This is a genomic window from Halobacillus sp. GSS1 (assembly GCF_017307035.1).
Classification (GTDB): Bacteria; Bacillota; Bacilli; order Bacillales; family Halobacillaceae; genus Halobacillus; species Halobacillus litoralis.
This window is the reverse complement of the sequence record NZ_JAFLHE010000006.1, coordinates 1-16,099: the sequence shown is the minus strand read 5'-3', so window position 1 is coordinate 16,099 and position 16,099 is coordinate 1. Positions and strand designations below refer to the sequence as shown.

Here is a 16,099-nt window from a genome sequence, read left to right as displayed (position 1 = left end):
AGCCTTTACTTGACGTGTACAGGTTCAATCAAATAGTACGTCTGGGAGAACATGCGGCTGAGCGTCATGCACCGATCCTGGAAATGATCGAGAAATGACATCAGCTCATTCATATCCATTTCCTCTATATTTGTGCTGGTAATTTCATCTTGGATGAGCTCAAGCATTTGAAAAAGATCTTCAGAATAATGGGATATTTTCCCACTTTCCAGTTTGTTGACCGCTTCAAGTACATGGTTCATGCAATAACGAATGGACCTTGGGAACGTCCCTTCTTTAATCAAAAAGCTCAGGACGTGCTTGGATTCCATCGTAGGCGGGTGTTCCTTAATATAGGCATCATAACCGTTTAAGAACTGTAGAGCTGTCAGCCAATAATAATAGTGATCTGTCGGAACATCCGCCTCTTTTCTGTTCTTCTCACACGTCACATTCAATATTCTGGCCGTTTTTTCAGCTCGCTCCAACCATTTCCCCACTTTAATGAACGTGTAGGGAGTGCCGCGGCTCATACTGGACTCAATGACTCCTTGAGATGTCATCGAAGTTTTAATCACACGATCCAGGTAGTCCTGTGTATGCTGCCTCGTATTCGGAAGCTCCTGCCATTCTTTTTGATCCAAATGGAAAGCATTTAACACTTCCCAAAGTTCTTCAGGAAGGATATCTCTTGTCGAACGGGCATTCTCCCGGGCAAAGTTCATGCAATTCATCAGAGAATTCACGTTAAATGGACTAATGGTCAAGTACTGAATCAAGGTCTCCCTGTCCATACGGTCATACAGATTGTAGTAATCTTTTGCAGAAGCACACACTTCCACAATTTCTTCCCAATCACGATCTGCGGACTCCTGATTTTGAGCCTCCAGCATATGAATGAGCTGAACACGGAGTACCCTGGCATTGTTTTCGGCTCTTTCTATGTTTCGCGACATCCAGTAAAGAGAATCGGCTACACGACTAAGCATGTTGATCACCACTTTCTGTCAAAATCCACGTATCTTTTCCTCCTCCTCCTTGAGAGGAGTTCACTACAAGAGAGCCTTCTTTGAGTGCTACCCGGGATAATCCTCCAGGAAGGACATTCGTCTTTTCTCCATTCATTACAAACACGCGTAAATCCACATGACATGGATAAAATCTACCTTCCTGATAAGCAGGAGCCCTTGATAGTTTAATGGTCGGTTGAGCGATATATTGATGAGGGTTCTCTATGATTTTCTTCTTGAACGCCTCCCGTTCACTTTCGTCCGACTGTGGACCAATCAACATATCATATCCACCTGAAGCACCAACATTTTTCACAACCAGTTCATGGATGTGCTCCAGCACATAATCCAGACGTTCAGGATCACTGAGGAAGTAAGTTTCAACGTTCGGAATGATCGGATCTTCGTCGAGGTAGAAGCGAATCATGTCTGGAACATACACATACATCGCTTTATCATCCGCCACACCATTGCCTATCCCGTTAAGTATCGATACATTTCCTTTTCGATAAGCCCTTAGCAAACCTGAAACTCCGAGAGCAGAGTCAGGGCGGAACGCTTCCGGATCAAGGAAATCATCGTCGATTCTTCTATAAATGATATCTACACGTTTCAACCCTTTGATGGTTTTCATGTAGACAACATCATCTTTGACAATTAAATCTCTTCCTTCTACCAGTTCAATCCCCATCTGTTGAGCAAGAAAGACATGATCATAATATGCAGAATTATAAATCCCCGGCGTTAATAAAACGGCCGTCGGCGACTTATGAGGGTCCGCATTGTCCGGCAAGTGGCTGGTGACTGCCTGGTGAAGTTCTGACAACTGGTGCTCCAATGTCTCAATGGAGTGTTGGAAGAACAATTCCGGGTACACTTGTCTCATGACATAACGATTCTGAAAAACATAGGACATCCCTGATGGATTACGCAAATTATCCTCCAGAACACGATACTGACCTTTTTCATCTCTAATTAAATCGACTCCTGCGAGGAAAATATGATTCTTTAGAGGGATGTCTATCCCACTGACCTGCTTGTTGTAGTAATAGGGATTATTTTCAATCAATTCTCTTGGGATGATTCCCGCTTCTACAATTTCCTGGTCATGATAAATATCCTCTAAAAAATGATTGAGCGCAGTCATTCGCTGCCTCATCCCTTTTTCAATCTCATCCCAATCCTGTCTTGGGATGATGATCGGAACGAAGTCAAATGGCATCGTTCTCTCTGTGCCTCCTGTGTGGTTGTAAACAGTAAATGTAATCCCTTGCCTAAGAAAATTCAGTTGAGCTGTTTCATGCTTATTCATCAAATCACGTTCTGTAAATTGATTGACCAGCTGATAAAACCATTGGTAGTGTCTTTTCGGAGCACCATCCTGTTTCATCATTTCATCAAAATAAACTCCCGTTTGATAATTAGTTAGCACGACCTCTCCTCCATTTCCTCTTACTACAAATCCTTTACCCTTAGTTTACTCCACTCACTCATAAATTGTAAGAAAATTTACACAACAATTGTCGATTCTTATTAGAGTTACTAAAGTAACTGGCAGGATTGTTGAAGACTCAGTTTCGAGACTTTCCAGGGTTCGTTGTCCGGGTTGAGCGTCAGGGGTGGCTGGGAAGCTACTCGCTTTCCTGTGGGGGAGCGCCGAGCTTCCTCGGACTGCGTCCTGTGGGATCTCGCCTATCTCCTTCTCCCACGGGAGTCTCGCAACTTCCCAACCACCCCATTCGACGAAGGGGATAACGAACCCTTATACCAAGTTGGAAGGTCTTCCACTGTCCTGATTGTTGTAGGCAGAAAACGCTCTGTATCAAACTTTCAGTGTTCCAAAGTTCCTTGACTTGGGAGTATTATCCTTATACTCTTTTCACACAGAATAGCTGATTATTAAAGAAGTGGTTTCGAGAACCTTCTATGGTAAAGGGGCGGAGGGGAATGGCGAGACTCCTGCGGGATAAAAGTGCTTGGTGAGACCCCACAGGACGAAGTCCGAGGAGGCTCACCGCGCTCCCGCGGAAAGCGAGCTATTCCCCGCAGCCCACCCACTCAACAAAAGTCTCGAAACTGAGTCTTCCACTAAAGGGAGCTTTTGTGAAGGTTGTATTTGGGTAAAAAAACGGACCAGGTCATCCTTTTTGGGGTGACCTGGTCCTGTGTAAAGATATAGATCCTATTTAATGTTGATGACAATTTTACCTTTGGCATGGTGAGTTTCGCTGACGCTGTGGGCTTCTTTCAACCCTTCCTCACTAAGGTCAAAGCGGTGCCCGATGACGGATACTAAATTTCCATCTTCCATCATGGAAGCAAGCTTGGCCAATTTCTCTCCGCTCGGCTCAAGCCAGACAAATCCGCCCTTCACTCTATGTTTGGCAGCGAGCTCTTCATCCGGTGGCTGTACAATGGACGGAAGACGTCCGCCTTCTTTCAAGACAGAAAAGCTTTTTTCCTGAATTTCTCCACCAAGGGTATCGAGGACAATATCGTAGTCACTCAATACTTCTGAGAAATCCTCTTCTTTATAGTTAATAAAACGATCAACACCCAGCTTCTCTACCCACTCCTGGTTCTTTCCGCTGGCTGTCGCTGCCACATAAGCCCCTTTTTGTTTTGCAATTTGAATGGCATAGTGGCCGACGCCTCCTGAACCTGCATGGATGAGTACATGATCCCCTTCTTGAATGTCACTAAAGTCCACTAAGCATTGCCAAGCAGTAAGACCTGCCAATGGCACGGCAGCCGCTTCCTCAAAAGAGACATTCTCAGGAAGATGGGCCAGCAGGTGTTCATCCACTGCTGTGTATTCTGCATACGTTCCTTCTCGTGTTGTATCGGGACGGGCAAAAACACGATCGCCTACTTTGAATTTATCTACTGAGGAACCAACCTCTGCGACGACCCCTGCAGCATCCCATCCTAAAATGATAGGAAATTCAAAGTCCAGCATCTCTTTCAAGTAACCTTCCCGAAGCTTCCAGTCAATCGGGTTGATGGATGTGGCGTGCAATTCCACAAGGACCTGGTTCTCCTTTGGAACCGGGCGTTCCACATCTTTTTCTACTAATTGTTCTTTATCTCCATATTGCTCAATAACAATGGCCTTCATCTTACAATCGCTCCTTTATTTAGAGGTATGACTTCTATAGTTTTCCCCACAGTTTTCACGTGAAACATGATAAGATGTGGGAGAAAGAAGATTATGTATAAAAGGATGATCACGATGATTCAACAGGCCGAAAAAATTCTCCAACAATACTACGGTTATCCCTCCTTCCGTCCTGGCCAAAAAGAGGCCATCACTCATGTGTTAGATCAAAAAAATACGTTGGCTGTCATGCCGACAGGAGGCGGAAAATCCCTCTGTTACCAAATCCCCGGACTCACTCTTCAAGGAACAGCGATCATCATATCCCCATTGATCTCTTTGATGAAAGACCAAGTGGATGCCCTCCTTTCCTATGGGGTAGCCGCTACTTATATCAACAGCTCCCTTTCTCATACAGAGCAGCAACAAAGGCTCAGAGATATGGAAAAAGGTCGCTATTCCTTCGTGTATGTCGCTCCTGAGCGGTTCGACTCACCCAACTTCCTGGCGGCAATCAACAGCATATCTCTTTCCTTAATTGCTTTCGATGAAGCCCATTGTATTTCCCAATGGGGGCATGACTTTCGTCCAAGCTACCGGTCGATTGTCCCCACCCTGAAGAAGGTCGCAAACCTCCCTGTCCTTATGGCACTAACGGCTACAGCCACCCAGGAAGTAATCAGAGACATTAAACAGTTGATTGATGTCGAAGATGAAAATGTCATTAATACAGGTTTCGCAAGAGAAAACTTGTCTTTCCGTATTATTAAAGGCCGTGACAAACGAGAATTCATCAGCGAATACTTGACCCAGATTCCCAATGAATCCGGCATTATTTATACGGCTACACGAAAAGATGCCGACCAGCTTCATTATCTTTTAACCAAAAAAGGGTTTGCGGCTGGAAAATACCACGCAGGGATGACAGAGAACCAAAGAAAACAGGCACAGATGGATTTCGTTCAAGATGAAGTGACCACGATGATTGCCACCAATGCATTCGGGATGGGCATTGATAAATCAAACGTCCGTTACGTGATTCACTATTCCATGCCAATGAATATTGAATCTTATTATCAGGAAGCTGGTCGTGCCGGACGTGATGGGGAGCCCGGTGATTGCGTATTGCTTTTCTCCAGTCAGGATATCAACCTGCAACGGTTTTTGATCGACCAGTCACCCAATGAAGAAAAGAAAAAGGATGAGTACACAAAGCTACAGGCAATGGTGAATTACTGCCATACTCACTCCTGCCTGCAGCAATACATCCTCGACTACTTTGATGATCCGACAGACACTGAGCCATGTGGAAAGTGTACGAACTGCACCCACGATGGTGAAGAACAGGATATGACAAAAGAAGCGCAAATGGTATTGTCCTGTGTAAAACGTATGGGCGAAAGATTCGGAGCCGGTCTAACAGCTAAGGTGCTCAAAGGATCTGCTGATCAAAAGGTGAAGCAGTTCCGTTTCCAACAATTATCCACCTATGGCATTATGCCGAATTATACAGAAAAAGAATTGACTCGATTCATTCAGTTTTTAACGGCAGAAGGCTACTTATCCACAGGCGAAGGACGTTATCCTTCATTAAAGCTGACAAATGAAGCCATCTCTGTCATTAAAGGAAGCCAGCCTGTCCTTATGCTTGTTGAATCCACAACGAAAAAACAGAAAACAGAATATAATGAGCAATACTTCGAAGAATTGCGACAGTTACGTAAAACAATTGCCGATGAAAGCAACCTTCCCCCTTACGTCATCTTCTCGGATGCCACACTTAAAGACTTGACCATCTATCTCCCGGAAAGTAAAGAAGAGATGATGAACATCAAAGGAATTGGAGAGCAGAAATTCGAGAAGTATGGGGAACCTTTCCTGGAGAAATTACGGCCGTGGGCCCAAGAAACAGACAGAAGACCCAAGCCGGTTCGTTCGACCGAACCTTCTATTCAACAAAAGGATCCGTTTGATGACCGCCCCAGCCACATCATTTCTTACGATCTTTGGAAAAAAGGAAATGATGTACAAGACATCTCTAAAGAAAGAGGCATAGGCAAACAAACGATTGAGAACCATATATTCCGAGCTGGAAAAGAAGGAAATGAAATTGATTGGAACCGTTGGTTTGATAAAGAACAGGAAGGTAACATTTTGAAAGTCTATGATCAAATGGAGGAGCATAAATTGAAACCCTTGAAAGAGGCTCTCCCAGAAGGGTATTCCTACTCTATGATCAAGGCTGTCCTTGTGAAGCATAACTTAATTGATGAATGAGAGTTGAGGAGGAAGATTCATGACTAAGCCTGTAATCTCAAGAGAAGATGTAAGAGCAATGGACCAGCAAGACACGCTTCAAGCGTTCAAACGTGAATTTTACCAGGAAGGTTTTTACTATATGGATGGAAATTCCCTCGGTTTGCTTTCAAGACGTTCCGAGGAAACTCTCTCCACATCCCTGAATGATTGGAAAAAACATGCGATCGGCGGATGGACCGAAGGAGAAGAACCCTGGTTTTACATGTCAGAGAAAATCGGAGCTCTGACCGCTCCTCTCATCGGGGCAAAACCGGAAGAAGTGATTAATACCGGTTCTATTACATCAAATATCCATCAGTTGCTGGCAACCTTCTATAAGCCAGAAGGAAAACGTACGAAAATCCTTGCAGATGAACTAAACTTTCCGTCTGATATTCATGCGATCAAGAGCCAGATCCATTGGCACGGGTTAGCGCCTGAAGAACACTTGATCCGTGTGCAAAGTGAAGATGGCTATACATTATCAGAAGATACCATCATTAAAGAAATGGACGAAGACATCGCTGTTCTTCTCCTGCCTTCCGTTTTGTATCGCAGCGGTCAACTACTCGATATTGAAAAAATAACAAAGGCCGCTCACGAATATGGCATCATCGTCGGCTTTGATCTTGCCCACTCGATCGGAGCTCTTCCTCACCGCTTGAATGAATGGGGCGTCGACTTTGCCGTCTGGTGTACGTATAAGTATTTAAACAGTGGACCTGGAGGCGTCGGCGGACTGTATGTGAACGAAAAGCATCTCGGCAAGAGTCCAGGTCTTGCGGGGTGGTTCAGTTCAGACAAAGACAAACAGTTCGATATGAGCCATGAACTAACACCAGCAGAATCCGCAGGAGCTTTTCAAATCGGCACCCCTCATGTACTCAGTTCTGCACCTCTCTTAGGATCACTTGAGCTTTTTGAAGAAGCAGGGATCGAACGAATTAGAGAAAAATCATTGCAGCTTACCCGTTTGTTGATGGACCTTGTCCACCAGGAACTATCAGGGTACGGCTTCAAAATCGGCAATCCTTTGAACGATGAACACCGTGGTGGCCATATCTGTCTCATCCATGACGAGGCCGCAAGCATCTGTAAGGCTTTAAAACAAGAAGCCATCATCCCGGACTTCCGTTCACCGAACGTCATCCGCCTTGCCCCGATTGCTTTTTATACATCATATGAAGATGTATATGAGGTGGTCTCACGCTTGAAAGACATCCTGGAGAATGACAAACAAAAGCAGTTTAAAAATGAAAGAGATACCATCGCCTAAGGAGGTTTTTAATGATGAAATTCATTGATATTACAATGATATTGAACAACGAAACGCCTCCCTGGCCGGGAGACGAGCCCTTTGAATACAAGCTGACGTGGTCCATGGAGGATACGGGCTCTGTCAATGTTGGCCAATTCAAAGGCAGTAATCATATTGGGACCCACGTGGATGCCCCCTATCACTATGATTCCGCCGGCTTAAAAATTGCAGACCTGCCCGTCGACCGATTTTCGGGACAAGCTCTGGTTGTTCACCTAAAAGATAAACCGGTCATCACGAAAGAGCTCCTGGAAGACGTCGACTTGAGTAAGGTAAGTAAAGTGTTATTCCGAACGGACAGCTGGACAGACCGCACCCGCTTCCCTGATCCATACACGGTCATCGGTGATGATGTAGGTCCATTTTTAAAACAACATGGCATCGACCTCATCGGCATCGATACTCCTTCTGTTGACCCTGAAACGAGTAAAGAGTTAAAAGGACACCACACCCTGTACCGAAATGACATCTTGATTCTTGAAGGGATCGACCTTTCTCAAGTATCATCAGGAGTTTATGAGCTCTTTGCTTTTCCATTAAAAATGGAGCAGGCTGATGGCAGTCCCGTCCGCGCCGTCCTGCGACCTGTCGAGGCTATCTGATTCCCCACTCCGCTTGTGTGGGCGTTTGTTTGGTTCTATATAAATAAAAATGCCCAGGAGGATTTCCTGGGCATTTTTGTATGAGAAAATATTTATTTTTTGGTGATTCGCTGGTCAATAGCCATCTTCTTCGCTACTTTTGGTGCAAGCCAGATCATTGGCAGTAGAAGAATGGATACTGGAACAGCTGTGACGACAATGAAGTTTTGCAGCTGAGTAATTCCACTGTCTCCAGTGATTAACAGAATGACAGCGATCGCGCCCATCAATACGGCCCAGAACACTCTAAGCCAGCTTTGAGGGTTCCCTTCTCCTGTGACGGCCATGGCAATTGTGTAAGACATGGAGTCACTCGTCGTTACAACGAAGAGAATCGTTAATAACAAGAATAACGGAGAAATGATACTTGCTAACGGGAATTGTTCAGTAATGGCGAACATAGCTGCTGGATTACCTGCTTCATTCAATGCGTTGGATACAGATCCAGGGTTGTTCAATTCAAAGAAGATTCCTGATCCGCCAAGGACCGTAAACCAGAACGTTGAAATAACTGGTGCAAAGACAGATACAGCAATGATAATCTCTCTGATCGTCCGGCCTCGTGAAATACGGCTGACAAGTATCGCCATCATCGGTCCATACCCGATGAACCATCCCCAGAAGAATACTGTCCATAGTGACAGCCAACCTTCATCGCCTCGGTACGTACTCATCGGAATGAATTGATCGACATAATACCCGAAGCCTGCCAGGAAGTGATCAATGATAAAGCCACCAGGTCCAAAGATGACAATGAAGGCCATCAGCGCAATCGCCATTCGGACGTTGAAGCTACTTAAAATCTGTATTCCCTTATATAAACCTGTAACTGCTGAAATCGTCGATATAACCACAACAGCAAAAATAATGGAAAACTGTGTGCTGAACTGATTAGGGATTCCGAAAATTTCCTGAAGTCCGTAACTAGCCTGAAGACCAAGGAAGCCAATCGGTCCGATCGTCCCTGCTGCTACAGCAATAACAGAGAAAGCATCAATAATCGTACCTAACCAGCTGTGACGCAATTTTTCACCGAAAATCGGATAAAGCAAGGTTCTAGGTTTCATCGGCATGCCTTTATGATAGTGACCATACATCATGACGACAGCACTGATTGTACCAAGAATGGCCCATGCCAGGAAGCCCCAGTGCATAAAGCTTTGTGCCAATGCTGGATTGATCGCTGCTTCTGTCCCAGCCTCAATTCCATCAGCCTGGGATGGAGGCACAGTAAGGAAGTGCCACATCGGTTCAGCAGCAGCCCAGAAAACACCTCCGCCGGCCAACAGGGTTGCCATTATGATGGATAGCCATTTGTATAATCCTATTTCTGGCTTCTCCATATCACCCATTCTGATTTTTCCATAACGTGAAAAAGCTAAATATAACCCAACAAAGAACGTAGCAAGCATGAGCACCTGCCAGAAAGCACCGAAGTACTTGGCTGACCATGCAAAGCTGTCGCTGACGATCATTTCAATCAAATCAATATCAATAAGTGCAAGAATAACGAAAAGGACTAATAGTCCTCCGCTTATTACAAATACCGGCCAGTCGATACGGCCTGTGTTTTTATTTTCCATAGTTGTCTCCTTTAATTCATAGTGTGTTGGAATGCACAATGTACAACTTTATCACTCTTATTATTATGGTGTAAAGCTATATCCTTTATCCTTTAGTGGTTTGTTTTTTTAAAAGAAAGACATGAAAAAGGCGACCCCTTGAAAGAGATCGCTTCTCTTTAATCTTCTGTGGACTCGACTTTATGATCTTCCTGTCTGTTCTGGCATTCCTTGCAAAGATTGATTTCCCTCTCTTCTTTGATCTGAAGCGGTTTGCCACAGCGCTGACACTCATCGTAGTTATTCGGGTTGGTTTGGAATCCCGGCATTTCATTACTTCCATCGTTATACATGCAAATTCATCTCCTTTATCTTTCACCTTTTCACTTCTTATTCCCTAAACACTTTTCATTAATCATCTCGTTATTTCCTTTGCGGCTGTCATTCCTGACAAAGTTACTCCAAGTGTTCCGGCCCCTGGAAAAACTGTATCCCCGCATTGATAAACGTCTGGAATTCCGGTGCGGATGGAGTAGCTGTTTAGCCAGCTATATTTCCCCCTCGGTGTGTACCCTCCTACCTTTCCACCTTTTCTTCTCAACCACTTTTGAAAAGTAACCGGCGTACCAGGAAGAACGATGTCTAACTTTTCTTTAAATCTCGGGAAGTAAAAATCCGCCGTGTTCAGAAGGCGGTTTTTCATGTGTTCCTTATCCGCTTCATATTGTTCCGAGTTCCACCAGTTAGAAATGGATGTGTGAGTAGAAATGGTCAATGATCGCTTTCCATAAGGGGCCATCGTCAAATCCTTGGGATGGGATAAGGACATTAAGAACTGTCCCCCATCATGGAGTTCCTCCGGGTGGTCAGGGTCAATAAACTGATGATACAAAACCTCAGACTCTTCAAAAACCGTCCCATCCACACCTCCATGAATGATAAAAGCTCCCCATGCATCCCTTTTTTCTTCTTTTAATGATTGTATATAAGATTGTTCACCTAACTCGTCTGATACCGTATCATGGAAATTATGAACAGAATTGTTTAACAGAACCTTTTGAGCTCGAAAGACTCGGTCACGCTTCGTATGAAATTCAAAATGACTGCCGCTTTTCTCTACTTTGTGGATAGGGTGACGCATATAAATATCGTTCCCTGATTCCTTGATGAATGACGCCAAACGCTCGGCAACCGAAGCAAGACCTCCATGTACAGCATAAGCACCTTTATGAAACGTTTGTAACGCAGCATAGCCTAAAAATGCAGGGCAATATTCAACGCTTGTTTGAACACTATCCATTAGTTCACCATTCAGAAACACTCGAAAAAGGCGATGATTATGAAGCCCATACTTCTTCAGGCGATCTTCTATCGTCTGTTTCATGAATGGGAGAAGTTGCATTGAATTCTTGTTTACTAAAGGGGCGAAACGCGTAATGTCTTTCATTGTTCGTGGAGGAAATACTGGAAGGTCTTCCGTTAAACGATCAACCATTGCTCCCACTCTATACACTTCATCATAGAACGATTGGATGGCAGAAGATTGATCTGGAAAAATTCGTTGTATCTCTTCATACCAACGGCTTCGCTCACGATAATAATGGATGGTGCGGTCCGGCATGTGGATATCCATGATGGTATCTAATAAGGTCATGGCAGGAGGATCAATTTTTAATTGATCGAAGAGTCGGCGAAGAACCCCTCCTTCTTCAAATCCCATACCAAGGGTGGCACCAGACTGAAAACGGTATCCGTTTCTTTCAAATTTCCCTGCACTACCCCCAAGTTCATTGGAAGCTTCAAAGACGGCCACTTTCATTCCTTTTTCCGCTAGGGAAGCTGCAGCTGCCAGCCCTCCGAAGCCTGCACCTACAACTCCAACATCATAAATCATCCGCACACCTCCCTCCTCTTCTTTTCCCCCAACTCCATGATTTTAGGCGTGGCTGATGTTCTTGAAGTATATGGCAGGATTGTGGAAGACTCAGTTTCGAGATGCTTTATAAGTGGAAGGGGGCTGCGGGGAATAACTCGCTTTCCGCGGGAGTGCGGAAGCTCGCCACTCCCCACAGAAAAGCGAGTAGCGTCCCAGCAACCCCTGACGCTCAACTCGGGCAACGAACCCCGTGTATCTGGAAAATGAGTTTTACAACCGGGAGCTTTAGGGAGCTTTAGGGAGATTAATGGATTTTTTGAAGGAATTTGTATTTTTGCAGAGAGTTTCCGGTGCGAATGATTCTACGAAAATGCAATATGCCGATCTTCATCATTGGCTCCCTGGGGACATCCTTCAAAAAGCTGATAAAATGAGTTCCGCTCACTCCCTTGAATTACGCGTTCCTTTTTTAGATCCAAAGGTAATGGAAGTCGCTTCCTCCCTCGCTCCTTCTTTAAGGGCGAATGGCAAGGACACGAAATATGCCCTGAGGGAAGCCGCTAAGTCTGTACTCCCTGAAGAATGGGCAGACCGTAAAAAAGTCGGCTTTCCTGTCCCAATCCGGGATTGGTTAAGACAGAAAAAGTACTATGACTTAGTAAAAACCTCTTTAACTTCCGAAGCTGCTCAGCAATTTTTCCATACGGATGTATTAGTGCAGTATTTGAACGACCATTATGAGGGGAAAGGAAATCATCATCGCTACATTTGGACCGTCTATGTGTTTCTTCAATGGTATGACATTTACTTTGAAAAAGAGGTGCACTTCCACGAAGAAGAAATTCAACTCGCTTATGCATAAGGCCTAAGAAAACCGGCAGCTTCTCAACGCTTCCGGTTTTTGTTATTTTTATTCAAATGTAATAGCCCAGCTTCCCTGGCGCATGACGGGTTCTGTCGTTCCGTCAGCTCGTACACCATCGATGTCAAGCTCACCGGATCCCATCATGAAATCTACGTGAGATAGACTATCATTCACACCATTCTGATCAAGTTCCTTCGCGCTCATGTCTGACCCGCCTGTCATGTTATTCGGATACGCTTTTCCGAGGGCAAGGTGGCAAGAAGCATTTTCATCATAAAGGGTGTTATAAAAAATTAATCCAGACTGAGAAATCGGTGACTCATGCGGCACAAGTGCCAATTCTCCAAGTCTGCGTGAACCTTCGTCTGTTTCCAGAAGGTGCTTCAGCGTTTCTTCGCCTTCTTCTGCTGTGAAATCCACAACTTTCCCTTCTTTAAATGTCAACGTGAAGTTGTCAATGACGTTCCCCCCGTAGTTCAACGGTTTCGTGCTGGAAACTTTCCCATCTACTCCATATTTATGAGGAGCTGTAAATACTTCTTCCGTCGGCATGTTCGGGTTGAATTGGATTTTTCCTTCAACGGTCTTCGAAGGTCCACCCTTCCAAATGTGTCCTTCAGGCAGCGCCACTTCAAGGTCCGTACCTGGAGCTTTATAAATCAACTTCTGATACTGTTTTTCATTCAAGTATTCACGAGCTTTAATCAGCGTTTGATTATGCTCTTCCCATGCAGCAACCGGGTCTTCACGGTCGACACGGACGATGCTGAAGATTTGCTCCCAAAGCTTTTCAACTGCTGTATCTTCCTCTTCTCCAGGGAAGATCTTTTGTGCCCACTTAGGAATCGGGATGCTCACAATCGACCATTGGATGCGGTCATTCATCGTATAATCACGGAACTTGGACATCGCTTCTGATCTCGCTTTTGTAGCAGCTGCCACTTTACTTGCATCGATACCTTTCAGAAGATCAGGGTCTGTTGAGCGAATGGAAAGAATGGCTGCTCCCTGCTCAGCAAAGTACGTGTATTGCTGTTTCTGCCATTCAGGGACGTCCGATAATGTCTCCTGATCTGCATGTTCATATTTCATGCGTGTCAGTTCATCGTCACCCCAGTTAATATGTACATCTTTCGCTCCCATTTCGAAAGCTTTTCGTGCTACGATGCGTGTGAAATCCGCTCCAGCAATCGTAGAATTAATCATTAACAATTGATCCTTCTGCAAATTGACGCCTGTGCGTAAGGCTAACTCTGCGTATTTTTCCAAGTTTTCTTTGCTTGGCATTTTCATGATTACATTCCTCCTGTCAATGCTTGTATCCGTATTCATTATTCCATAAAACGCACGGGACTACAAAAATAAGGGGGTGATCTTTATATAAAAAAGAGTGGAAAGCAAACGCTCCCCACTCTCCTTGTCATTATTCATCCTCTACTCCCTCTACAATCAAGGAAAGCTCTTCCCACCGCTCCATTTTCGTTTCTAATTCTGTCTCGGCTTCCTCTTTTTCTTTAGAAAGTTCCTGTACACGGTCGTAGTTGGTCGCTTCTGCGGCAAGTTGTTCATCAAGACGCTCTATCTTTTCCTCCAAAGCAGAAATTTCATCTTCGATCGTCTCCCATTCCTGCTTTTCTCGATAGGATAACTTTCGCTTTCGATTCGACCGGCGTGTATCTTCCTGAGTGGATGGCTTTTTGTTTACCTGTACCACTTTCTTCTCATCTTTTCTCTTTTCAAGATATTCCGTGTAATTGCCGTAAAACTTCCGGACGTTTCCATCTCCTTCAAAAGCTAACAGGCGTTCAACCACTCGATCCAGGAAATAACGGTCGTGGGAAACCGTGATGACAACACCTGGGAACTGATCCAGGTAGTCTTCCAGCACACTAAGCGTCTCTGTATCCAAGTCGTTGGTCGGTTCGTCTAAGAAAAGAACATTCGGTTCGCTCATGAGAACCCTTAGTAAATATAATCGACGTCGCTCTCCACCAGAAAGACGCTTAATATACGTCCACTGCTGCGGGCGTGGGAATAAGAAACGCTCCAGCATCTGTTCCGCAGTAATTTCATCCCCCTCCGCTGTCGTAATGACTTCCGCGACCTCTTTTATATATTCAATGACTTTTAAATTCTCATCGAGCTCTCCATGATCCTGCGTGTAATAGCCAATTTTGACGGTGGAACCGATGTGGACACTTCCAGTTTCCGGTTGAATGCGTTCAGCCATAACGTTCAGCAACGTTGTTTTACCGGAGCCATTCGGGCCGATGATCCCGAGTCTTTCTCCCGGCACGACAAGGTAATCCAGATTATCAATCAGCGGTTGATTCCCAAAACCGTGGGTAATCCCCTCTAACTCTATGACCTGATTTCCTAATCTCGTAGAACCGATCGCCATATCCACGTTTTCCTTCTTCGTATCAAAGGTCTCTTCCTTCATAGCTTCCACACGTTGTTTACGAGCCTTCTGCTTTGTCGTCCTCGCTTTCACACCGGCCTTCAACCAGGCAAGCTCTCTACGGAGGGTATTTTGGTGTTTTTGTTCAGCCTGACGTTCCCATTCTTCTCTTTCTGCTTTTTTCTCAAGGAATGTTTCATAGTTTCCTTCATAAATATACAAGCGGCTTTTATCCAGTTCATAGATCAAGTTCGTCACACGATTCAGGAAATACCTGTCGTGCGTGACGATGACAAGTGATCCTCTATAAGAAGCCAAATATTCTTCAAGCCACTCAATGGTTTCATTGTCCAGATGGTTCGTTGGCTCATCTAGTAGAAGCAAATCCGCCGGCTGGATCAGAGCTTTCGCAATAGCGACCCTTTTTTTCTGTCCTCCTGAAAGTTCACTGATCTTCTTATCAAAAAACTCGATCCCTAACTTGGACAGAATCGTTTTGGCAACTGTGTTTGCTTCCCAGGCCCCTTTCTCATCCATTTTTTGCTGAAGGTCAAGCATACGTTCCTGGACTTTTGGATCCTCAGGATGAGCCGCTAAGTCCAATAGAACTTTTTCATAGGCTCTCATAACGACCATAATCTCTGCGTCCCCATGATAGATTTGCTCAAGAACGGTATTTCTCTCGTCTAGTTCTGGTTCCTGCGGCAAATATTCCACCGTAAAGTCCTTCGCATGATCCATATCTCCTGAATCACCACTCTCTATGCCTGCGAGAATCTTCATAAGCGTGGATTTCCCCGTACCATTCACTCCAATCAGGCCGATTCGCTGTTGATTGGAAATGGTGAAAGTAAGGTCATCGAACAGATCTTTATCTCCATAACTTTTACTCAATTGATTGACTGATAGTAAACTCATTCCGCTCATTCCTTTTACTAAATATCTCTGTCCATCATATCACATATGAAAGCGTGAGAACTGATGCAGCGTATCTACTCTCGTTTGGCGCGATTCTGGCCTCGTTTGGCGCGATTCTGGCCTCGTTTGGCGCG

The 16,099-nt window shown here is 44.7% G+C and carries 12 protein-coding genes; 4 read left to right on the top strand and 8 right to left on the bottom strand.

Going from position 1 to position 16,099, the window contains the following annotated elements; translation table 11 throughout:
• Positions 1-5 precede the first annotated feature (5 nt).
• From J0K78_RS12885 to J0K78_RS12875, 3 genes are all read right to left on the bottom strand, one after another.
• Positions 6-968: an alpha-E domain-containing protein gene (locus J0K78_RS12885; RefSeq protein WP_160910801.1), complete on the bottom strand. Its 963-nt coding sequence runs from the start codon at positions 966-968 to the stop codon at positions 6-8.
• Positions 961-2,421 carry a circularly permuted type 2 ATP-grasp protein gene (locus tag J0K78_RS12880; protein WP_206947458.1) on the bottom strand — a complete coding sequence of 487 codons (1,461 nt, stop codon included), beginning with the start codon at positions 2,419-2,421 and terminating at the stop codon, positions 961-963. The genes J0K78_RS12885 and J0K78_RS12880 overlap by 8 nt, the downstream gene beginning before the upstream one ends.
• Before the next feature lie 750 nt (positions 2,422-3,171).
• A complete protein-coding gene (locus J0K78_RS12875) occupies positions 3,172-4,107 on the bottom strand; it encodes an NADP-dependent oxidoreductase (RefSeq protein WP_206947457.1) in 936 nt (311 codons plus the stop codon).
• 114 nt (positions 4,108-4,221) lie between these two features.
• Here J0K78_RS12875 and recQ point away from each other — a divergent pair, with 114 nt between their 5' ends.
• Genes recQ through kynB form a run of 3 tightly spaced genes read left to right on the top strand, consistent with a single transcriptional unit; the run spans position 4,222 to position 8,304 of the window.
• Entirely contained in the window at positions 4,222-6,363 is a 2,142-nt protein-coding gene (gene recQ, locus J0K78_RS12870) for a DNA helicase RecQ (protein ID WP_206947456.1), read from the top strand.
• Positions 6,364-6,382: 19 nt separating this feature from the next.
• Positions 6,383-7,660, top strand: coding sequence for a kynureninase (kynU, locus tag J0K78_RS12865; protein WP_206947455.1), 1,278 nt, complete (start codon positions 6,383-6,385; stop codon positions 7,658-7,660).
• 11 nt (positions 7,661-7,671) lie between these two features.
• Positions 7,672-8,304: an arylformamidase gene (gene kynB, locus J0K78_RS12860; RefSeq protein WP_370551126.1), complete on the top strand. Its 633-nt coding sequence runs from the start codon at positions 7,672-7,674 to the stop codon at positions 8,302-8,304.
• 92 nt (positions 8,305-8,396) lie between these two features.
• Here the strand turns inward: kynB and J0K78_RS12855 are convergent, their stop codons facing one another.
• From J0K78_RS12855 to J0K78_RS12845, 3 genes are all read right to left on the bottom strand, one after another.
• Positions 8,397-9,926 carry a BCCT family transporter gene (locus J0K78_RS12855; protein ID WP_206947454.1) on the bottom strand — a complete coding sequence of 510 codons (1,530 nt, stop codon included), beginning with the start codon at positions 9,924-9,926 and terminating at the stop codon, positions 8,397-8,399.
• Positions 9,927-10,084: 158 nt separating this feature from the next.
• Positions 10,085-10,258: a hypothetical protein gene (locus J0K78_RS12850; RefSeq protein WP_206947453.1), complete on the bottom strand. Its 174-nt coding sequence runs from the start codon at positions 10,256-10,258 to the stop codon at positions 10,085-10,087.
• A gap of 62 nt (positions 10,259-10,320) precedes the next feature.
• A complete protein-coding gene (locus J0K78_RS12845) occupies positions 10,321-11,799 on the bottom strand; it encodes a phytoene desaturase family protein (protein ID WP_206947452.1) in 1,479 nt (492 codons plus the stop codon).
• A gap of 298 nt (positions 11,800-12,097) precedes the next feature.
• Here J0K78_RS12845 and J0K78_RS12840 point away from each other — a divergent pair, with 298 nt between their 5' ends.
• The gene (locus J0K78_RS12840; protein ID WP_242517871.1) at positions 12,098-12,643 is read left to right on the top strand and encodes an asparagine synthase-related protein; all 546 of its coding nucleotides are present in this window, start codon (positions 12,098-12,100) and stop codon (positions 12,641-12,643) included.
• Positions 12,644-12,691: 48 nt separating this feature from the next.
• On the opposite strand, the gene J0K78_RS12835 is transcribed toward J0K78_RS12840, so the two are convergent.
• Together J0K78_RS12835 and J0K78_RS12830 are read right to left on the bottom strand one after the other, a co-directional pair.
• The gene (locus J0K78_RS12835; protein WP_206947450.1) at positions 12,692-13,939 is read right to left on the bottom strand and encodes an aminopeptidase; all 1,248 of its coding nucleotides are present in this window, start codon (positions 13,937-13,939) and stop codon (positions 12,692-12,694) included.
• A 130-nt stretch (positions 13,940-14,069) separates the two neighbouring features.
• A complete protein-coding gene (locus tag J0K78_RS12830; RefSeq protein WP_206947449.1) occupies positions 14,070-15,965 on the bottom strand; it encodes an ABC-F family ATP-binding cassette domain-containing protein in 1,896 nt (631 codons plus the stop codon).
• Between the last annotated feature and the right edge of the window lie 134 nt (positions 15,966-16,099).

Excerpts from the sequence above, each read along its gene's own strand:
- J0K78_RS12885 (WP_160910801.1), bottom strand. The coding sequence starts at position 968 with ATGCTTAGTCGTGTAGCCGATTCTCTTTACTGGATGTCGCGAAACATA.
- J0K78_RS12875 (WP_206947457.1), bottom strand. The coding sequence starts at position 4,107 with ATGAAGGCCATTGTTATTGAGCAATATGGAGATAAAGAACAATTAGTA.
- recQ (WP_206947456.1), top strand. The coding sequence starts at position 4,222 with ATGATTCAACAGGCCGAAAAAATTCTCCAACAATACTACGGTTATCCC.
- kynU (WP_206947455.1), top strand. The coding sequence starts at position 6,383 with ATGACTAAGCCTGTAATCTCAAGAGAAGATGTAAGAGCAATGGACCAG.
- kynB (WP_370551126.1), top strand. The coding sequence starts at position 7,672 with ATGATGAAATTCATTGATATTACAATGATATTGAACAACGAAACGCCT.
- J0K78_RS12855 (WP_206947454.1), bottom strand. The coding sequence starts at position 9,926 with ATGGAAAATAAAAACACAGGCCGTATCGACTGGCCGGTATTTGTAATA.
- J0K78_RS12850 (WP_206947453.1), bottom strand. The coding sequence starts at position 10,258 with ATGTATAACGATGGAAGTAATGAAATGCCGGGATTCCAAACCAACCCG.
- J0K78_RS12845 (WP_206947452.1), bottom strand. The coding sequence starts at position 11,799 with ATGATTTATGATGTTGGAGTTGTAGGTGCAGGCTTCGGAGGGCTGGCA.
- J0K78_RS12835 (WP_206947450.1), bottom strand. The coding sequence starts at position 13,939 with ATGAAAATGCCAAGCAAAGAAAACTTGGAAAAATACGCAGAGTTAGCC.
- J0K78_RS12830 (WP_206947449.1), bottom strand. The coding sequence starts at position 15,965 with ATGAGTTTACTATCAGTCAATCAATTGAGTAAAAGTTATGGAGATAAA.